This window comes from Pseudomonas sp. 37 R 15 (assembly GCF_900004865.1).
GTDB lineage: Bacteria > Pseudomonadota > Gammaproteobacteria > Pseudomonadales > Pseudomonadaceae > Aquipseudomonas > Aquipseudomonas fluorescens_AM.
Window position 1 is genome coordinate 228,759 of the sequence record NZ_CVTV01000056.1, and the last position, 19,820, is coordinate 248,578.

16 protein-coding genes are annotated in these 19,820 nt (G+C 62.4%); 5 read left to right on the forward strand and 11 right to left on the reverse strand.

Going from position 1 to position 19,820, the window contains the following annotated elements; genetic code table 11:
• The first annotated feature begins 167 nt into the window (after nt 1-167).
• Nucleotides 168-1,382 carry an aldose 1-epimerase family protein gene (locus BFQ04_RS22000; protein ID WP_065952596.1) on the forward strand — a complete coding sequence of 405 codons (1,215 nt, stop codon included), beginning with the start codon at nt 168-170 and terminating at the stop codon, nt 1,380-1,382.
• 54 nt (nt 1,383-1,436) lie between these two features.
• On the opposite strand, the gene BFQ04_RS22005 is transcribed toward BFQ04_RS22000, so the two are convergent.
• Complete coding sequence (locus BFQ04_RS22005; protein WP_065952597.1) at nt 1,437-2,057, reverse strand: LysE family translocator; 621 nt, start codon at nt 2,055-2,057, stop codon at nt 1,437-1,439.
• A 171-nt stretch (nt 2,058-2,228) separates the two neighbouring features.
• On the opposite strand from BFQ04_RS22005, the gene BFQ04_RS22010 reads away from it, so the two are divergent.
• From BFQ04_RS22010 to BFQ04_RS22025, 4 genes are all read left to right on the forward strand, one after another.
• Nucleotides 2,229-2,768 carry a GNAT family N-acetyltransferase gene (locus BFQ04_RS22010; protein WP_065952598.1) on the forward strand — a complete coding sequence of 180 codons (540 nt, stop codon included), beginning with the start codon at nt 2,229-2,231 and terminating at the stop codon, nt 2,766-2,768.
• A 288-nt stretch (nt 2,769-3,056) separates the two neighbouring features.
• Complete coding sequence (locus tag BFQ04_RS22015) at nt 3,057-3,584, forward strand: sigma-70 family RNA polymerase sigma factor (protein ID WP_065952599.1); 528 nt, start codon at nt 3,057-3,059, stop codon at nt 3,582-3,584.
• On the forward strand, nt 3,581-4,549 hold the full coding sequence (locus tag BFQ04_RS22020; protein WP_065952600.1) for a FecR domain-containing protein: 969 nt from the start codon (nt 3,581-3,583) through the stop codon (nt 4,547-4,549). Before BFQ04_RS22015 ends, BFQ04_RS22020 begins: the two co-directional genes overlap by 4 nt.
• Nucleotides 4,550-4,624: 75 nt before the next feature.
• Nucleotides 4,625-7,054, forward strand: coding sequence for a TonB-dependent siderophore receptor (locus BFQ04_RS22025; RefSeq protein WP_065952601.1), 2,430 nt, complete (start codon nt 4,625-4,627; stop codon nt 7,052-7,054).
• Between the two features lie 915 nt (nt 7,055-7,969).
• On the opposite strand, the gene BFQ04_RS22030 is transcribed toward BFQ04_RS22025, so the two are convergent.
• The 10 genes from BFQ04_RS22030 to glgX all read right to left on the reverse strand — a co-directional run bounded on the left by BFQ04_RS22030 (nt 7,970) and on the right by glgX (nt 19,811).
• Nucleotides 7,970-9,097 (reverse strand): sensor histidine kinase, encoded by a 1,128-nt coding sequence (locus BFQ04_RS22030; protein ID WP_065952602.1) that lies wholly within the window; start codon nt 9,095-9,097, stop codon nt 7,970-7,972.
• Nucleotides 9,098-9,256: 159 nt separating this feature from the next.
• Nucleotides 9,257-9,496 carry a hypothetical protein gene (locus tag BFQ04_RS22035; RefSeq protein ID WP_065952603.1) on the reverse strand — a complete coding sequence of 80 codons (240 nt, stop codon included), beginning with the start codon at nt 9,494-9,496 and terminating at the stop codon, nt 9,257-9,259.
• Nucleotides 9,497-9,755: 259 nt separating this feature from the next.
• A complete protein-coding gene (locus tag BFQ04_RS22040) occupies nt 9,756-11,249 on the reverse strand; it encodes a methyl-accepting chemotaxis protein (RefSeq protein WP_065952604.1) in 1,494 nt (497 codons plus the stop codon).
• A 173-nt stretch (nt 11,250-11,422) separates the two neighbouring features.
• Nucleotides 11,423-13,579 (reverse strand): TonB-dependent siderophore receptor, encoded by a 2,157-nt coding sequence (locus tag BFQ04_RS22045; protein ID WP_065952605.1) that lies wholly within the window; start codon nt 13,577-13,579, stop codon nt 11,423-11,425.
• A gap of 123 nt (nt 13,580-13,702) precedes the next feature.
• A complete protein-coding gene (locus BFQ04_RS22050) occupies nt 13,703-14,503 on the reverse strand; it encodes a PIG-L deacetylase family protein (protein ID WP_065952606.1) in 801 nt (266 codons plus the stop codon).
• Between the two features lie 141 nt (nt 14,504-14,644).
• Complete coding sequence (locus tag BFQ04_RS22055) at nt 14,645-15,304, reverse strand: glycosyltransferase (protein ID WP_065952607.1); 660 nt, start codon at nt 15,302-15,304, stop codon at nt 14,645-14,647.
• Nucleotides 15,301-15,900 carry an SAM-dependent methyltransferase gene (locus tag BFQ04_RS22060; protein ID WP_065952608.1) on the reverse strand — a complete coding sequence of 200 codons (600 nt, stop codon included), beginning with the start codon at nt 15,898-15,900 and terminating at the stop codon, nt 15,301-15,303. The genes BFQ04_RS22055 and BFQ04_RS22060 overlap by 4 nt, the downstream gene beginning before the upstream one ends.
• Entirely contained in the window at nt 15,897-16,655 is a 759-nt protein-coding gene (locus BFQ04_RS22065; RefSeq protein ID WP_065952609.1) for a PIG-L deacetylase family protein, read from the reverse strand. Before BFQ04_RS22065 ends, BFQ04_RS22060 begins: the two co-directional genes overlap by 4 nt.
• The gene (locus tag BFQ04_RS22070) at nt 16,652-17,650 is read right to left on the reverse strand and encodes an acyl-CoA dehydrogenase family protein (protein ID WP_065952610.1); all 999 of its coding nucleotides are present in this window, start codon (nt 17,648-17,650) and stop codon (nt 16,652-16,654) included. The genes BFQ04_RS22065 and BFQ04_RS22070 overlap by 4 nt, the downstream gene beginning before the upstream one ends.
• A gap of 1 nt (nt 17,651) precedes the next feature.
• Nucleotides 17,652-19,811, reverse strand: a complete 2,160-nt coding sequence (gene glgX, locus BFQ04_RS22075; RefSeq protein ID WP_065952611.1) for a glycogen debranching protein GlgX — start codon at nt 19,809-19,811, stop codon at nt 17,652-17,654.
• Between the last annotated feature and the right edge of the window lie 9 nt (nt 19,812-19,820).

Here is a 19,820-nt window from a genome sequence, read left to right on the forward strand (position 1 = left end):
GGTTGCACTGCACGTTCAGATTCATTCGCGTATAGCTCAGGGCACCAAGGGAGCCGACCTACAGCCTCAACCCCTTTTCAGCGCTTGGCCAGATACCGCCTTTTAAGCTTGCTGAAACGTTTCATCGAGTTTATAAATCGCACACAACTCCAAAAAAGGCTATCGCCATGACACCACTCAAATTCGTTGTCGCCCTCAGCGCACTCTCTGCCGCCTCCCACGCCATGGCCTGGGACTACGTGCTCCTCGACACCGACAAAGCCGCCCAGAACTGGCAGGTCACCAGCCAGCAACTCGGCGTGCAAACCGACAAACCCTTCAGCGTAACCTTGCGCACCTTGCACGGCGGTCGGCAGGAGGGCGTGAGCATTGTCGACATCGATAACGGCACGATGAAGCTCTCGGTAGTGCCAACTCGCGGTATGAATGTGTTGCAGGCTTCGGTCGGCGAGGTGCGCATGGGGTGGGATTCACCGGTCAAGGAAGTGGTCAATCCTTCCTTTATCGAGCTCACTGGCCGCGGCGGGCTGGGCTGGTTGGAAGGTTTCAACGAGCTGGTCACCCGTTGCGGCTACGAATGGGTCGGTCACCCGGGCATCGACAATGGCGAATTGCTGACCCTGCATGGTCGGGCGGCGAATATCCCTGCGAATAAAGTCACCCTGCACATCGATGAAAAACCGCCGTACGCCATCACTCTGCGCGGTGAGCTGAAAGAGCAGGCGTTCAAGAAGGTCGACTTCTCCGTGGCGACCGAACTGGTCACCGAACCCGGCAGCGTTGTGTTCGCGCTCAACGACACGCTGACCAACAACGGCGACTATCCGAAGGAATACCAGGCGCTGTATCACAGTAACTTCAGCACCCCGTTCCTGGAGCAGGGCGCGCGGTTCGCCGCGCCGGTGAAGCAGGTGTCGCCGTTCAACGACAAGGCCAAGGGCGAACTGGCCGACTGGCAAACCTACCGCGCACCCACCAAGGACTACGACGAAACGGTTTACAACGTGGTGCCCTATGCCGATGCCAAGGGCGATACCTTGACCGTGCTGCATAACAAGGCCGGTAGCCTGGGCGTGTCGGTTGGTTTCAATACGCAGACACTGCCGGTATTTTCCCTGTGGAAGAACACCGATACCCAAGGGCAGGGCTATGTCACGGGGCTGGAGCCGGGGACAAGTTTTTCCTACAACCGTCGTTATCAGCGGCCGCTGAACCTGGTACCTACCATTGGGGCCAAGGAACACAAGCAGTTCCGCATCAGCTACAGCTTGTTGGCGGATAAGGCGGCTGTGGACAGGGCTTTGAAGCAGGTCAGCGAGATTCAGGCGGGTCGCGAGACCGAGGTGCGGCAGACGCCGTTGGTTGATTTGACCAAGGAGTAAGGCCAGCTAAAGCGCGGTCGGGGCCTGCACTGCTTACGCAGGCAGGCGCGGGGTTCACGCCCGGCGCGCGGTCAACAACACCGCCGCCGCCGCCGATAACAGCCCCGCGCAGCAACGATTGAAGAGCCGCTTGCCGCTCGGCTCGGCGAACCAGCGGCGCATGTGCAGGCCCATGTAGGCGTAGGCGCTGATGGCGATCCATTCCAGGGCCAGGAACAGTGCGCCCAACAAAGCGAATTGCGCGGTGATGGGTTGGCCGGGCACCACGAACTGCGGCAGGAAAGCGGTGAAGATCAGGATGGCTTTGGGGTTGCCTGCCGCCACCAGAAACTCCTGCCGCGCCAGGGCCCATAAGCCGACTTTTTTCGTCGCCGTTTCCGCTTCTGCCTGCGGGTCTGCCCGCCACAGTTGGTAGGCCAGGTAAAACAGATACGCCGCGCCGAGCAGCTTGATCGCGTAGAACAACAACTCCGATGTTTGCAGCACCACCGCCAGCCCGGCGGAGGCGAGGGCGATCATGCCGGCGAAGGCCAGCAAGCGGCCGATACCGGCGAGGCAGGAGGTGCGGTAGCCGTAACGGGTGGCGTTGCTCACCGACAGCAGGTTGTTGGGGCCGGGTGCCATGTTGAGGGCGAAACAGGCGGGCAGGAAGAGGGCGAGGGTGGCGAGGTCCATGGCGGCTCCGGAGTGGGTCGGGCGGGAGTGTCGAGAATAAGGGTTGTTGGGGCGGTGCGGCAATCCGTGCGCCGAAAGCGGGCGTTATCCAGCGGGTATTACCCCTAGTCAAACTTAATTTCGTCACAGGGTCGCGTGCATAGTCAGACGACGGCAAGATGGAGCAAACCCATGATCCGCAGAGCGTTACCTGCCGACGCCAAGGCTGTCGCCCAGGTGCATATCAGCAGTTGGCAAGACGCGTATCGCGATCTGATGCCTGCCCATTACTTGAGCGCGCTGAATACAACGCTGGCTCAACGGGAAACGCATTGGCGCCGCTTGATTGCATCGGGCGAGTCGAACGTCTGGGTTGCGGAGTTGGACCAGCAGATTGTCGGTTGGATATCGGTCGGCGCCAGCCGCGATGACGATGCCGTTGGGGCAGATGCCGGTGAGGTCATGGCGCTCTATGTGTTGGCCCGGTATTGGCAAACAGGCGTCGGGCTGGCCCTGTGGCGCGCGGGCCTGCGGGATCTGATGGCGCAAGGATATGCGCGTTTGACGCTGTGGGTCCTGGCAGGTAATGAAAGGGCTATCCGATTTTATCGCAAGGCAGGATGTGTTGAGCAAACCGGAACAGAGCGCACGCTTGAGAGGGGCGGTGTCACCCTGGTGGAGGTGAGGTATGGGTTGCCGATAATGCGAGTGACTCAGCCATGCTTCCTTTGAAAATAAACTGATAGCCCACAATATAAGAACCCACTGTGTTTGCCCGGGCAGTCACCCATACGGCATCCATGCCGCACTGCCTCTGTTTGTTCTAATCATCAGGATGGAGCTGAGATTGCCCATCCTACAGATACGCCTCCGATGCCCGCATTTGTAGGGTCGCCTTCCCAGCTTTACACCCAATCATCCGCCAGAATCTCCGCCCCTTCTCACAGCCTTTTTACTTGTACGAATCCTTACCTTACCTGATAGAATGCGACAAATTCTCATTAACATTTGTCCTATCCCGTGCAGTCTATTCCTTCGGCTAACCCTCATCCGTCCATCGACCAGCTTTACAGCCACCATCACGGCTGGCTGCAGGGCTGGCTTCGCCATCGCCTGGGCAATGCGGCCGATGCGGCGGACCTGGCGCAGGACACTTTCCTGCGCCTGCTCAGCAACGGGCTTGGCGAGCCGCTGAGTTTCACATCGCCGCGCGCCTACCTGGCCACCGTTGCCAATCGCCTGACCCTCAACCTCTATCGCCGTCGCTCACTTGAGAAAGCCTATCTGGCGGCGCTGGCGCAAGCGCCGCAGGAACAGGTGCCGTCCCTGGAAAATCAGGCGCTGGTGCTTGAAGCCCTCGACGAGATCGACCAGGTACTTGCCTCATTGCCAGTCAAAACCCGGCAGGCATTCCTGATGGCGCAGCTGGAAGGGTATACGCAGGAAGAGATTGCCAGCCGGCTCAATCTCAGCGTGCGCTCGGTGCAGCGCTATCTTGTGCGGGCCTTCGAGGAGTGCATTGTGTTGGCCAGCCAGAGCGCGGCATGACTAACGCGCCCATCGACCGGCGCATTGCCCGTGAAGCGGCAGGCTGGTTCGTGCGCTTGCAGAACAGCGACGCCGGTGCCAACGAACACGCCGCAGCAGCCGAGTGGCGAGCACAACATGCTGACCATGAACGCGCCTGGCAACTGGCCGAGCGTTTCAGTGATCGAGCCCGGCACCTTGTCGGCTCTGCCGGGCGCAGTGCATTGGAGCGCCCGCAAAGCCCGCAGAGGCGGCAGGTGCTCAAGAACCTTGCATTGCTGATCGCGGTCGCTCCCTTGGGCCTCGCGGCATACCGGAACCTGCCGTGGCGTGAGTGGCAGGCGGATGAACGCAGCGCCACCGGACAGCAGCGCACCCTGGACTTGCCGGATGGCGCACAGATCCGCCTGAACACCGACAGCGCCGTCGATATCGCCTATGAGGACAGCGTTCGTCGCGTGCGCCTGATTGCGGGCGAGATGCTCGTCGAGGTGCCCCACAAGAGCGCAATGCGGCCGTTCATCGTCGAGACCGCGCAAGCGCAACTCGCCCTTTTGGGCAGCCGTTTTTTGGTGCGTCAGTACCCGCACATGACTTACCTTGCCGCGCTGCAGGGCGCTGCCCAGGTACGCCCATGGCTGTCACGCGGGGATGCAGGAACGTTGCGAATTGCCGCCGGCCGGCAGACCTACGTGAACAACCACCTTGCGCAGGCCCCGACAGCGCTGGAGGCGGACCGGCTCGACTGGCTGAGCGGCGTGCTTCGTGCAGACAAGATGCGCCTTGATGACTTCATCAATGAGCTGGACCGCTATCGACCCGGCCTGCTGCGTTGCGACCCGGCAGTGGCCGGGCTGCTGATCTCCGGCGCTTTCCAGTTGCGCGACACCGATCAGATTCTCCAGGCCCTCAGCCAGACCCTGCCGGTGAGCATCCACTACCGCACGCCCTATTGGGTGACTGTCACCGCGCGTATGAACGCTTAAAAAGATTGTCGTGTTTTCGTTGGGCTGCGTGTCCCCCTCATAACAACATCACTTCCATAGGGCGGGGACGAACACATGGCGACGACGCAAGGCATGCAACCATTGACACGGACAGTACACGCGGCCGCGCTGGGACTGATGATTGCGGGCGGCAGCCTGCCCGCCGCATCCTCGCACGCCGCCGAGTCTGATGCCCGGCAGAGTCGTACCTACCAGGTGCCGGCGGGTAACCTGAGCCGAGCACTCGCGGCTTTCGCCAGCCAGGCGGGGATCACCCTGCCCATCGAGCCGGCCGTGGTGGAGGGCCTGCGCAGCCCGGGCCTGAATGGCGTCACCAGCGTGGACGTCGGCCTGCAGCAACTGCTGCAGGGCACAGGCCTGCAAGCCACAGCACAGGGCAATGGCCTTTATCTGCTGAGCCCGCAGGCCGCCGGTGCGACCCTGGAGCTGGGCGCAACCAGCATTACCGGACAAGGGCTGACGTCAACCACCGAACACAGCGGTTCCTACACCACCGGCGCGATGCAGACGGCCACCAAGTTGCCCCTGAGCCTGCGCGAAACGCCGCAGTCGGTCAGCGTGGTGACGCGCAAGCGCATGGACGACAAGGCCATGACCAGCATCAGTGACGTGGTCAAAAGTGCGCCGGGGCTTTTCTTGAATAACGCCGGTGGCGTCGGGCGACCCACGTTCAGCGCACGTGGCTTCGACGTCGACAACATCATGTATGACGGTTTCCCCACCAGCTTCCTGACCTATCTGCCCAGCGGCGAGGCCAACCTGGCCATGTACGACCGGGTGGAGATCGTGCGTGGCGCTACCGGGTTGGCCCAGGGCGCCGGCAGCCCGGCGGGCGCCATCAACCTGGTGCGCAAGCGCCCGACCCATCAATTCCAGGCCACGCTTACCGGCAGCGCCGGCAGCTGGGATGATTACAGCGGTACGCTGGATGTCGGCGGCCCGCTCAATGACAGCGGCACCCTGCGTGCGCGTACGGTGGTCTCACGGCAAGACGCCAAAAGTTTCCGTGACTCGGTCGAGAGTGATAACGACCTGTTCTACGGTGTAGTCGACGCCGACCTCAGTGAAAGCACCACCCTCACGCTCGGCGGCTACAGACAGAAAACCCATACCAACTACATCTGGGGCGGGTTGCCCATGGCCCGCGGTGGCGGCCATCTGGGGCTGCCACGCGACACCTTCCTGGGGCACGACTGGGAATACTCCGACAATCGCACCACCGGGTATTTCGCCACCCTGGAGCAAGGCTTGCCCAACGACTGGACACTGCGTGCGGCCGCCATGCAGTCGAAAACCGACGCCGATGTGCTGGCCTCTTCGGTATGGGAATACGATCGCCATTACCTCTGGACCGAAGCCATGGAGCAGAAGGAAACCGGCTACGACCTGGCGCTCAGCGGCCCTTTCCAATTGTTCGGCCGGCAGCATGACCTGACGCTGGGGGTCAGCAAGCGCCAGCTGGATTATCGTTCCGGCAAGGCCTGGAGTGCCTACGTCGATGCCGGCATCAATCCCTTCACGTGGAATCCACACGGGCATGCCAAGCCCGATTACGTCAGAGGCGGCAACGGCCTTCCCGAGACCACCACGCAAGATAGTGTCTATGCCAGTACCCGGCTGCGCCTGACCGAACCCCTTTCGCTGATTCTCGGCGGTCGTGTCGACTGGTACGAATTCGAAGACAGTGCAAACCGTGAAAGCGACTACAAAGTCACCCGTAATCTGACCCGTTATGCCGGGCTGGTCTACGACCTGGACGCCAATCACTCGGTGTATGTCAGCTACACCGACATCTTCAAGCCGCAGAGCGGCAAAGGTGTCGACAGGCGCGTGATTATCCCCATCGTGGGCGAGAACTACGAAGTAGGGATCAAGGGCGAATACGTTGATGGCGCCTTGAACGCGAGCATGGCGGTTTTCCAGATCGACCAGAAGAATCGCGCCCAAGAGCTGCCGGACGTCAAAGGCTGCGGCTCAGGCCCGGCCAGTGCCTGCTATGAGGCGGCCGGGCTGGTGCGCAGCCGCGGCGTCGATCTGGAAATCCAGGGGGCCCTGACCGATAACTGGCAATTGGCGGCTGGCTACACGTACACCCAGACCCACTACGTGAGCGACGCCAACGCCGCCCGAGAAGGTGAAGACTTCGACCGCAAGAAACCGCGTCAACTGTTCAAACTGTCGACCATTTACAGCCTGCCCGGTGAGCTGCAGCGCTGGCGCGTTGGCGGCGATGTCTACCAGCAGAGTCGCATCCGCACCTCGGGAGGGGCAGGTGCCACCGCCTGGAAAAACCAGCAGGGCGCTTACACGGTGGTCGGCCTGGTGGCGGGCTACAAGGCCAGCGAGCAATTGGATCTGCAAGTCAACCTGAACAATCTGTTCGACCGGGTCTACTACAGCAGTGTGGCCAATGGCGCTTACAGCCCATATGACATCTACGGCGACCCGCGTAATGTGAAATTGACTGCGCGTTACAGCTTCTAGGGCATAGGTATTGATACGGCTTTGGGGGGACGCTGAAGTTGTGGCGAGGGAGCGTGGTCCCCGTTGCGGCCCGGCGTCCTTCACCATCCAAATGTGGGAGGGGGCTTGCCCCCGATGGTGGCCTCAGGGCCGACCAGGATTTTGTGTCGATCCCGATCTAAATGTGGGAGGGGGCTTGCCCCCGATGGTGGCCTCAGGGCCGACCAGGATTTTGTGTCGATCCCGATCTAAATATGGGAGGGGGCTTGCCCCCGATGGCGGCCTCAGCGCCGACGAGGATTTTGTGTCGATCCCGATCTAAATGTGGGAGGGGCCTGCCCCCGATGGCGGCCTCAGGGCCCGACCAGGATTTTGTGTCGATCCCGGTCCAAATGTGGGAGGGGGCTTGCCCCCGATGGCGGCCTCTGGCCCGACCAGTATTTTGTGTCGATCCCGATCTAAATGTGGGAGGGGGCTTGCCCCCGATGGCGGCCTCTGGGCCGACCTGGATGTTGGATCAGACCGGGTACATATCCGTTTCTGCGGTCACGGCTACTATGGGTTCCGCTTTTACAGCGGGTCACTTTTGGAAAAGAGCCCCAAAAGTAACCAAAAAGGCTCTTGCCCCACCACTCGGCACCTCGCCTAGGCTCGGTGTGCCCGAACGCAGGCTTGAATCCGTGGGCCGCCGCCACGCGCCATCCATGGCGCGGGGCGGCTAACCCGGCGTCCTGCCGGGTTACCCACGGATTCAAGCCTGCGTTCGGCCAGCGTGGTTTAACGGGGCGCCTTAGATCAAAAGCCAGATCAAGATCGAGATCAAGATCAAGAGCGACTCGCTTCGCATCGTGGTTGCGGTGGGTGCATATCGGCGCATAGCTATGCTTGCAGGGAGTCGCTCGTCGTCACAGGCGCAAGAGGCATGGCCGGCTGCAGTTATCGATTGAGCGCAATCCTCACCCGAAACACCGTGCCCTGTTCCGTGTCGGAGCTGACCTCAATCGACCCACCATGGGAGGCGACGATTTCCGAGGCGATGAACAGCCCCAGGCCCAGGCCCTCCGTGGGGCCGTGGTCGATTGCGGTACGCTGGGAAAAACGGCCCATGGGGTTGAATATGAACGGGAGCGCATCCTCGGGTATCGCTTCACCGCTGTTGTGCACGGTGAATACCGCGGAATCCTCTTGTATACCCAGCTCGACCTGGATAGGCCGTGTGGTGTCGCCATGCTGCACCGCGTTACTGATGATGTTTGAAAACACCTGCTCCATCCGCCCGCCGTCAAACTTGCCTGACACGCTTGTGTTCGCGTCGAACGTCACGATGGCTTCGGGATGAAACGCGCGAATTTCCTCGATCACCCGCTGACACAGCGGCGAGAGGTTTATATCGGCGGTTTTGACCGGGATGCCCGGCCCCATCTGGCAGCGTGTCAGGTCAAGCAGGTCGCCGACAATCTGGCTCGCTCGGCGCACGCTGGTGTAGACCTGATTGGCGATCTTGGTCGCCCGGGCACCGGCGTCCTGCGAGCGTCGCAGCACGTCGGCACCCAGCAGGATTGCGCCGAGTGGGGTGCGCAGATCGTGGCCGAGGATGCCCAGGAACATATTGCGCGAGGCCTCGACCGCTCGTGAATAGCTGGCAATCGATTCGGCCAGGGCCTGGTCAATGGCCTCGTGGAATCGGGTCATGTCGTCGACGTTGATCGGTGTGCCGTCCTTGACCTGGCGCATCCACTGGCTGACCACACTGGTGCGCAGCGCGCGGTATTCCGAGACCATCTGATCGATCGTGAACCCGGCCATCAGCCGCGTCATTGCATGGGTTTCCGCCGCGGTTTCCTGATCATCCGCCGGGGCCAGGCCCTGGGCCTTGTCGATTTGCTCCTGGCGGGTCTGCTTGGTGCGCAGGTCGCTGACGATGGCCAGCAACATCTGCTCGGCATGATCGCGCAGCGCGACGCTGTCGAGTGCCTCGCCCGGGGTGTCGAGGGTTCTGGCAAAATCTTCCCAGGCCTGCAGAATCGGCTCGAGGTTTTCCAGAATGAAGTCGGGCAGGCGCATGTCTGTAATCCTGATGGGAGGCGGGCAGAAAAGCGAGGCTGCACAGATGAAGGGGCAATGCCCGGCAGTGTAGGAGGTTGTTCGTCGCTTTTAAAGCCCGGCCGCTAGCGTGAGGCCGCTGATCCCATCGGTGCACAGACAGCATTCATGGGGCTGACGCTACAGCCCCAATGTCAGCGACCGCAGCCTTTGTTCCACCACGCTGTCAAAATGGCTTGCCAGCTGCTCGCAGCGCTCCGGGGTGAGCCCTTCACAGCAGGTTATTCCCAACACAAAGCCCTGGGCCTTGGCACCGCCTTTGACGGCAAGAATCATCGACCCCGCCAGCTCGATCTCACGCAGAATTCTGTCAGCCTGTCGCTTTATAGGGCCGGGCAAGTCGTTCAAGGCTTCTTTCATGGCCGTTCTCCGCAGGCATTCACTACACACAAGGCAACGGAGGCACTGTCGGCCTCTTGAAAGCATCGACCGAAGGATGGTGCGAGAGTTTCGTCGTGCGCGATCGGGAGGCGATGATCTGCAGTGCAAAGCCAAACCTGCCCAACCTTTCAATGTTCTGTAGGAGCGCTCGAGCCCCGGCGAGGCTGCGATGGCGGTGGGTCAAGCGATGAAGAGGTCGACCTTGCGGCCGACCCACGACTGTTCGTACACCCTTGAATCAGGGATGAAACCTGCGCCCCAGCGCATCCAGGCGTACGGCGATCGGTGGCAGGCGTTCGCTGCTGCGGGCCAGGGTTTCCACGTCGTCGGCGGTGTTTTGCGCGATGTGCTGCACCGATTGCAGGCGCTCGACAATTTCCAGGTTCGCCGAGCTTTGCTCGCGGGTGGTGGTGACGATGCGGCCATTGAGTTGGTCGATATGCGCAATGTCTTCGCCCACTGCGCGCAGCATATCGACGGCCACTTGGCTGTCTTCCACGCAACGCTCCACACCCTGGCGGCTGTCGTGCATGGCTTCGACGGCCTGGCGGCTGCCTTGCTGCAAGCCTTCGATGATGGTCTTGATTTCCTGGGTGGAGAGGGCGGTGCGCTGGGCCAGGCTACGCACTTCGTCGGCGACCACGGCAAAGCCACGGCCTTGCTCGCCGGCGCGGGCGGCTTCGATGGCGGCATTGAGGGCAAGCAGGTTGGTCTGGTTGGCGATGCTGCTGATCACCTCCAGCACCGAACCGATTTGCTCCGCCTGCACGGCCAGCGATTGCACGGTCGATTGCGTGCCATTGATGCGCGAGGCCAGTTGCGTGATTTCATGCTGGGCGCGCCCAACGCTTTGCTGACCGCGTTCAATCTGCTGGCTGGCTTGGCCGGCGTGCTCCACGGCCTGTTCGACGTGCACAGTGATGTGGCCCGTGGCGTCTTCCATGCGCTGCATCGAGCCGGTCATTTCATTGATTTGCGCCAGTTGATGCCGCGCGCCTTGTTCCAGGGTGCCGCTGGCCGTGGCCAGTTCCTGGCCGAGTTGGCCCAGGCCATGGGAGTCGCGTGCGACGCCGTCGATCAGGTGAGTGAGTTGCTGCAGGAAATGGTCGAAGCGCTTGGCGAGGGACACGTGCTCCTTGTCTTCACCCTTGGCCGTGTCTTCGGTGAACTGCGAGGTGACGGCGAGCATTTTTTCCAGCATTTCCTGACTTTCGACTGCTTCGGCGTGGCTATGCACGGCGAGGTAGAGCAGGGCGACGGTTTCCATCACTACATAGAAGGCGTGGACGAAGATCATCGTCCAGCCGCCATGATGCGCCATCACAAACACCGGCCAGCCTTGATGCTGCAGGGCATGGAACACCAGGTGATGCACGGCGATGGTCAGCGCCGCCACCAGGATCGGCAGCCAGTCACGGTAGAACGTCAATACCGCGAGCAGCGCGAAGATACCAAAGTGCGCTTCGATGACACCCTGCGCCTGGTTGATGTGCAAGGCGGCCATCACCATCAGGCCGGCACCGAGTGCGCAGCGCATCGCACGGGTGCCGCCAATGGCGCGATACAGCGCGGTCAGCACCACGCCGGTGCCGCCACCGACGATCACCGCCTGGGTGAAGGTGTCATGCCAGAACCCCAGGCCGAGGGAGAACAGGAACATCAGCCAGATCAACGCCAGCATGATGCGGTCGGCCTTGCGATAGTGCTCCAGAAAGCGTGTGCGGAGGGGCATTGGCGTTTACTCCATGTGATTTAGCCAGGAATCAAGCACGCGGCGTGCCACGCGCGGAGCCGGTAAAGAGCCAGGCAGGTGCGGCGATAAGATCCGGCAAATCGGTTATCGGCACGTCGCAGGGAGACTTTAAGAACGGCTGCCCGGGCGGGCAGCCGAGGTTGCAATGACGATCAGAAGCTGTACTTGGCCGTCAGCATCATGTTGCGCGGGCTGCCGTAGGAGTCGCCGCCGTAGCTGACGTCCTCGGAGATGGACTGGTAGTAGTGCCGATCAAAGATATTGTTGGCGTTGAGCTGCAGATCCAGGTGCTGGTTGACCCGGTACCCGGCCATCAGGTCGGTGACGGCGTAGCCGCCTTGCTTGAGCCGATAGGTGCTGCCGTCCGCCAGCTGGATGTCGTTGTACATACGGCTCTGCCAGGACACGTTGCCGCCCACCCGGAGTTTCTCCAGCGGGCCCTGGAAGTTGTAGCGGGTGGTGACCTTGAACAGGTGTTCCGGGGTGTCGGTATCGAACTGCTTGTTGACCTTCTGCGGGTTGGCGTCGTCCCTGATAGTGTGGGTGCGCGCGTAGGTGTAGCCACCGCCGACCTGCCAGTTGTCGGTCAAGGCGCCTTGCAGTTCGAAGTCGATGCCCTGGCTGCGGATCTCCCCCGAGGCTTGATAGCAGGCCGCCTGCGGGCAGTCCGGCACAACGATCTGCACGGCACGGTTTTCCTGGTCGACACGGAACAGCGCCACGCTGGCATTCAGTGCGCCGCCCAGGTATTCGCCCTTGATGCCCACTTCATAGTTTTTGCCGACGATGGGCTTGAGCGGCGTCGCGCCGGTGCTCTTTTCTTTTTGCGGCGTGAAGATGTCGCTGTAGCTGGCATACACCGAGTGCTGGTCGTCCAGCTCGTAGATCAGGCCTGCGTAGCGGGTGAGGTTGCGGGTGACCTTATAGTCGCCGTCGCCGTCGCGGTTGTCATAGTCGTACCAGTCCAGGCGCCCGCCGAGGATCAGCTTGAGCGGGTCGGCCAGGCTCAGGCGCGTGGTGACGTAGACACCGTCCTGGGTGGTGACGTCACGCTGGTTGGTGGTGCGGGTGAAGTTCGGCTTGCCGGCATTGATCGGCCAATCCAGACGGTACGGGCTGTAAGCGTGGGTGGTCATGTCGTAGATGCGTTTGCTGGCGCCCACCACCAGCTCATGGGTGCGCCCGAACGCCTGGAACGGGCCGCTGGCAAAGGCGTCGAGCCCGGCCTGATTTTCATCGAAGGCGGCCTGGTACACCGTGCGCGCCAAGGTATTTTCGACCCAGCGCGACTGGTAGGAGCCGGAGAACAGCGCGTTTTGTTCGGCGTAATTGGCATTGACCTGCAGTTTCCAGTCGTTGGCCAGTTGCTGGCGCAATTCGACGAAAACCGTGTTGATCTCCTGGTCCTTGTTCTCCCAGTCGGTGCCGGGATTGTAGGAACGCGACAGGCCAAGGTGATGGCCGTCCAGGCCGACCATCGACGAGCCCCAGAAGTAGTTGGTCTTGTCTTTCTGGTTGGAGTAGCCGAGCGTCAGGCTCGTGTCCTCGCTCAGGTCGGCTTCGGTCACGGCGTAGAACAGGCCGTGATCCTGCTCGGCCTTGTCGATGAAACTGTTGGCGTCGCGGTAGGAGGTGACCACTCGGCCGCGCCAGGTGCCGCTGTCATTGAGGGGGCTGGAGGCGTCGAGTTCGCCACGGTAGTCGTCCCAACTGCCGGCGGCACCGGTCAGGGTGACTTTCTGCTCGTCCAGGGGCCGCTTGCGAATCAGGTTGATGGCCGCTGATGGGTTGCCGGCGCCGGTGACCAGCCCGGTAGCGCCGCGTACCACCTCGACGCGATCGAACATTGCCAGGTTCGGTTGAGCCCCTACGTCGACGCCGTTATAGCCACTGGGAATGCCGTCGTACATGAGGTTGTCGACGTTGAAACCGCGCGCAGTGTAGGCCTGCCGGCCGGGGCCGTTGGAGTAGTTGAGGAACAATCCCGGCGTGGCATTGACCACATCGTTGATGCTGGTCATCGCCTGGTCATCCATGCGCTGACGGGTAATCACGGTGACGGCCTGCGGCGTTTCGCGCAGGGTCAGCGGCAGCTTGGTCGCGGTGCTCATCGAACCGGTGGTGTACGACTGGCTGCCTTCGGTGGTTTCGCCAAGCTGTTGGCCGGAAACCTCTGTGGCGCCCAGTTCTATGGTGGCGGGCTGAGTGGCGACGTCGGCGGCGAAGGCCGCGTGGGAGGTGGTCAGACAGATGGCCATCGCTATCAAGCTGGGTGAAAACCCTTTATCGCCGTGGTGGTGCACAGACATGAATGTAACTCTCCCGGAATGCCGTCCGTGGCGAATAATAAGGCTGTTGATAATTATTCGCGGCAGTGTGGCAGATCAGGTCTGTGGGAAAAAGCCCAATGAATGAATCAGTTAACGAATTTTTCACACGTGGGGAGGGCCAGTGCGTTTTGCTGCCTGTGCCTGGATGAATACGATTTCGTAAGGCTCACGCATGCGCTCCAGCAACACCTGGGCGAGCATCGGCGCCAGGCCGATCGCGGGGTCCCCCGTGAGCTGGCTGGCATAGGCATGCAAGGCGTGGAGTTTGTGCGCCACGCTCCAAGTGTCCAGGCACAACTTGCGCGCACGCTGCCACGGCATCACCGAGCCTTCGCGCGCGGGCCAGTGCCAGGCCCACATTGGCAGTTCATACAATTGCGCGCCCACCCGATTGCATGCCTCGGCGCTGGCACGGCCGACGGCTTCGTGATCATCGTTGCCGTCATGGCGCCACGTGGTAAACACCACATCACCTGGCGTCAGGTATCGGGCGATGAACTGGCTTATCCGTTGCCCGTGGTTGGCCAGGGCGTTGTCGCAAAACCCGCCACGAATCCATTTCAGGCTGTGCAACGGCATACCCAGGCGGCGTAGGGCCTCGGCGCTTTCCTGGGGGCGAATCACACTCAAGCGACCGGCCGACCAGACCCGGGAGCCGGGGTGGCTGGCGCTGCCATCGGTGACGGAGATCAGTTTCAAGGGGTGTTGGCGCGTGCTGAGCATTTGCAGCAGGCCCCCGCAGATCAGCACTTCATCGCCCGGGTGCGGCGCGATCACCACCACGCGAGCACCCGGCGGTATGAGGCTGGACAAACTGATGACGGGGATCTGCGCCAACTGTGGCGCGCTGTTCCAGATTTGCGCGGGGCCGCGACGGCCCTCGCTTAACGAGGCAGTTCTCATGGGGTATTACATCCTTGTCGGTTGACGCTCTTGTACTCACCCCAGGCTCCGGCTGCGGTGAGCGCGCGGCGCTCCGATCCTGGAGCGCTGTGCGAGACGTTATGAGCATAGACAAGGACGAATGGGCGCAGCGTCGTATTTTTACGAAACCTGCAGCAGGCCCTTCAAGTAGTCACCGAAACCACCCTGGGCGCGGCAATCCAGGCGCGCGCTGGTGATCACCTGGGGCGAATGGCTCCAGGCGATTGACGCGCCGCAACGCTCCAGATTGCGCACCAATTGCACATCCTCATGGCAGGCCACTGGTTCAAAGCCACCCGCCTGTAAATACGCGCTGGCGCTGACGCCCAGGTTGGCGCCGTGGACATGCCGATGCCCGTCGCGGGCTTCGTAAGCCTGGTGATAGCGCATCTGCGCCGCCGCGTCGAAGCCCTCGCTCCAGGCGTCTACGGTCACGGTGCCGCATACGGCGTCGCAGCCCAGCGCCAATTGCGCCACCAGCCAGTCCGGGGCAACGCGGCTGTCGGCGTCCGTACAAGCGATCCAGCGCGCGCCCTGATTCAGCAGATGCCGCGCCCCCGCACCGCGGGCATGCCCGACATTACGTGCCTGCACCGGCAGGCTGTGCACCCCGTGCGCTTGGGCAATCGTCGCACTGGCGTCGCTGCAACTGTCGAGTACGACCAGGATGTGCACCGCTTCACCCTGCAACCCCGGATGGTTGGCGGCGATTGACGCAGCGTTCAGGCATTCGCCCAACAACGCTTCTTCGTTATGCACCGGAATCAGGATGCCGATCATCGCAGGCCCTCGAGGCGTGCTACCGAGGTGCCATCTCGGCCCCACAGGTCGAGCAGGAAATCGTCTTCATGGTGGCGTACCACCGCGTGCAGCCCCAGTCGTTGCTCAAGCAGCGCGTGCACCTGTTCGGCGGTCTGCGGGCACCCTTCGATGGGCGGTCGCCAATGGCAGGCCAGTAGCTGGCCGCCCTGCGCCAGGGCGGCGCGGCAGCGCTCGGCCAGGCGCTCAAGATCAGCGGCGTCCAGGTAGTAACAGAATTCGCTCAATACGATGAGCTCGAATTGCCCCGATGGCCACTGTTCGGGCAAACAGCGCTGCTCTATCTGCACGTTGGAAAACCCGGCCAGCCGCTTGCTGGCCAGCGCCACCGCAGCGCTCGCCGTATCGCAGCACAGCAAGCGATCACAACGCGCCGCCAGCTCGGCGCTCAACTCGCCATTGGCGCAGCCGGGTTCGAACACCGAGGTGTAGCGCGCCCGGGTCAGGATGGCCAGGGTCAATGCGCGTTTGCGTTGCTCGTACCAGCGTTGACGAAACGCCCACGGGTCGTCGTTGCCGGCGAACATCCGGTCGAAATAAGGGGTCGTCACGCTCACACGAACACCACTTCAAAAGGTTGCAGCAAACGCTCCACTATATAGGGCGCCAATACAGGCGGCAGACCGGCCTGCGGGTCGCCCTCCAGCTGGCTGGCGAAGGCGTGGATGGCATGGCGTTTGCGCGCCACCCTTTCGGACGTCAAAGGGATCTTGCGCGCACGGTCCCAAGGCACCATGCCATCTTCAGCGGTCGCCCAGTGCCAGGTCCACACAGGCAGTTCGTACAACGTAGCGCCCACTGCCTGGGCGGCTTTCGCGCTGGCGCGGCCGACGGCCTCATGGTCGCAATGCCCGTCTTCACGCCAGGTGGCGAACACCACATCGTCGGGCTTGAGGTAGCGCTGGATGAAAGCGGCGAGTTCTTCTTCACGCTCGGCAACTTTACTGTCGGTAAACCCGGCGCGCAGCCACTTCAAACTGTGCAGCGGCAAGCCCAGGCGGTGCAACGCCTGGGCCGATTCCTGGGGCCGTACCACGCTCAGACGTTGCACCGGCCACCGTTTGGAGCCCGGATGGCTGGCGCTGCCGTCGGTGACCGAGATCAGTTGAATGGGCCGGCCCAGTTCGGCCAGACCTTGCAGCAAACCGCCGCAGCCGAGCACTTCATCGTCCGGATGCGGCGCAATGATGACTGCGCGCCGCCCCTCGGGCACCAGTTGTTCAACGCTGATATGCGGCAATTCAGCCAGGCACGACGAGGTTTGCCAGTAATGCAGCGACGTACCCTGGCCGACAATCGGGTTGGGTTTCATAACTGCCACCTCCCTGACGGTTCGCCGGCGACCTGTTCGCCCAGGGCGGCCAGGTCGCGTTCGGCGTGACTTTGACGCACATACACCGGCAAGTCCGCCATCAATTGGGCGAAGTGCGGGTCCTTGCAGTAAGGCCCCGCACCGACGGCGCGCCCGACGTGATGGATCACCTGCTCGACGGTTTCCTCGACGCACGCGCGCACCTGCTGGGCCAGGAGCCGGGCATCGGCGGTCGGTGCCTGGTCGACCTGCTCGGCACTGGCGCGCAGCACGCAGGCCGCGCTGTTGAGTGCGCTGTCCACCGCGCCGAGGTGGGCCAGGGCATGGGGCTCAGGGTGCTTGCCGCACTGCTCGCGCAACACTTCGGCCAGGCGCTGCGCCGCGCCATACCAGCACGCCGCAATGCCGATGCCGCCGTGCCAGAAGCCCGGGCGGGCCAGGTAGTCGCCTGGCCCGCCAACCGCAAGCCCCGGGGCCTCATCGAAGACGATCTCGACACTGCCAGTAGCCGCCATGCCTACCGCATCCCAGCCTTCATCCGTCACCGTGACGCCGGGCTGGTCCATCGCCACGGCAACCAGTTGCTGGCGATCTTCTTCATCCCACGCGGTCAACAACCCGTGCGAGACAACGGAGGCCCCTGAGCACCAGGCTTTACGCCCGTCGACAATCAGCCGTTGGCCATCGCGCCGCACGCGCGCCCTGGCGCTCGGCGGCTCGGCGGCCCACATCCCCCAGATGCTGCCCAACGGCGGCAGCGGGCTGTCGAGCTCGGCAATGATCGCCAGGGCGTCGGCGTGGCCCTCGAACAGCTTGCACAAACGCAGGTCATGTCCGGCGACTTGCGCCAGCCCGCTGTAACGCTCCAGCGTCTGGCCGCTGCCGGGCAAGGGCAGTTGGTCCAGGCCTTCTTCCTGAAGGTCCCTTAAGGCATTACCCAGGGCTTGCGTATTCGCATAGCCCCGGTAGCCGGAAAGGAATCCGTGCAACGCCATTTCACACCTCGTCGTCGTGATGCAGCTCAAACAGAAGCAGCGAGCGGCCGGTTGCAGCGTACTCGTGCTCAAACTCAAAACGCTCCTGGCCACGGACTGCCGGGTCATTGGTATCGAGCAGGCAATTCCAGTACTCGCCCTGGGGCACCGGTGGCAGGCGGAAATTGACCATGTCGTGATGGGCGTTGACCACCAGCAGCAACGTCGCGTCGGCGCCGGCACGTCGAATCCCGGTCTCCTGGGCGCGACCATCCATCAGCATGCCCAGGCAACGACCATGGCTGTCTTCCCACTGCTCGGTGGTCATTTCGTTGCCATCCGGGGCCAGCCAGGTGACGTCTTTTACGCCGATATCTTCGTTATAGTCGCCGACCAGGAAGCGCCCACGGCGCAGGATCGGGTACGCCAGGCGCAACTTGATCAGGCGCTTGACGAACTTGAGCAGCGCCTTGCCGTCGTCGTCCAGTTCCCAGTTGACCCAACCGATCTCACTGTCCTGGCAATAAGCATTGTTGTTGCCATGCTGGGTGCGGGCGAATTCATCGCCGGCCACGATCATCGGCGTGCCTTGGGCCAGCAGCAGGGTGGCGAAGAAGTTGCGCATCTGGCGCAGACGCAACGCGTTGATTTCCGGATCTTCGGTAGGGCCTTCGACACCATGGTTCCACGACAGGTTGTTATTGCTGCCGTCCTGGTTGTTCTCGTCGTTGGCTTCGTTGTGCTTGTCGTTGTAGGACACCAGGTCATGCAGGGTGAACCCGTCATGGGCGGTGATGAAGTTCACCGAGCTGTAAGGTCGGCGCCCACGGTGGTTGAACATTTCGCCCGAGGCGGTCATGCGCCCGGCGAAGTCCGCCAACTGGCCGTCATCGCCTTTCCAGAAGGCGCGCACGGTGTCGCGGAAACGGTCGTTCCATTCCGCCCAGCCCGGTGGGAAATTGCCCACCTGATAGCCGCCCGGTCCGCAGTCCCAGGGTTCGGCGATGAGTTTGAGCTGACGCAGGATAGGGTCCTGGCGGCACGCCACGAGGAAGCTGTGACGTTCGTCAAAGCCGTCGCGATAGCGTCCGAGGATGGTCGCCAGGTCAAAGCGGAAACCATCGACGTGCATCTCGGTCGCCCAGTAACGCAGGGAGTCGGTGACCATCTGCAGCACGCACGGGTGACTCAGGTCCAGGGTGTTGCCCGTGCCGGAATCATTGATGTAGAAGCGCTTTTCGTCGGGCATCAGGCGGTAGTACGAGGCGTTGTCGATGCCGCGCATGGACAGGGTAGGGCCGCGCTCGTTGCCTTCGGCGGTGTGGTTGTAGACCACGTCGAGGATCACCTCGAGCTTCTGCTCATGCAGGTGCGCGACCATCTCCTTGAACTCGGCGATCTTGCCGCTGGCCAGGTAGCGCGGGTCGGGCGCAAAAAACGCAATGCTGTTGTAGCCCCAGTAGTTGGTCATGCCTTTTTCCAGCAGATGCTGGTCGTTGACGAAGGCATGGACGGGCAACAGCTCGACCGAAGACACCCCCAACTGACGGATATGCTTGAGCACGTCGTCTTCCATCAGCCCGGCGCAGGTGCCGCGCACGGATTCGCCGACCGAAGGATGGCGCATGCTGATGCCGCGCAGGTGGGTTTCATAGATGATCGTGCGGTCCCATGGCACGCGCACCGGCTGGTCATTGCCCCAGGTGTGCGCCGGGTCGATGACCTTGCACTTGGGCACGAACGGCGCGCTGTCGCGCTCGTCGAAGCTGAGGTCGTCGTCGGGGTGGCCGATGGTGTAGCCAAACAGCGCTTCGGACCATTTGAGTTCGCCCACCAGTTGCTTGGCATAGGGGTCGATCAGCAATTTGTTGTGGTTGAAGCGATGGCCGTTTTCCGGGTCGTAAGGGCCATACACACGGTAGCCGTAAATCAGCCCGGGATGGGCGTCGGGCAGGTAGCCGTGGAAGATTTCATCGGTGTACTCGGGCAGCTCGATGCGCTCCAGTTCCACTTCGCCGGCATCGTCGAACAGGCACAGCTCGACCTTGGTGGCGTTGGCTGAAAACAGCGCAAAGTTGACGCCCAGGCCGTCCCAGGTGGCGCCGAGCGGGAAGGGCAAACCTTCACGAATCCGCGACGGCTCATGGTCCGGCGTGGTTGAGGCTTTATCGGGTTTGCTCATGGTGTTGCT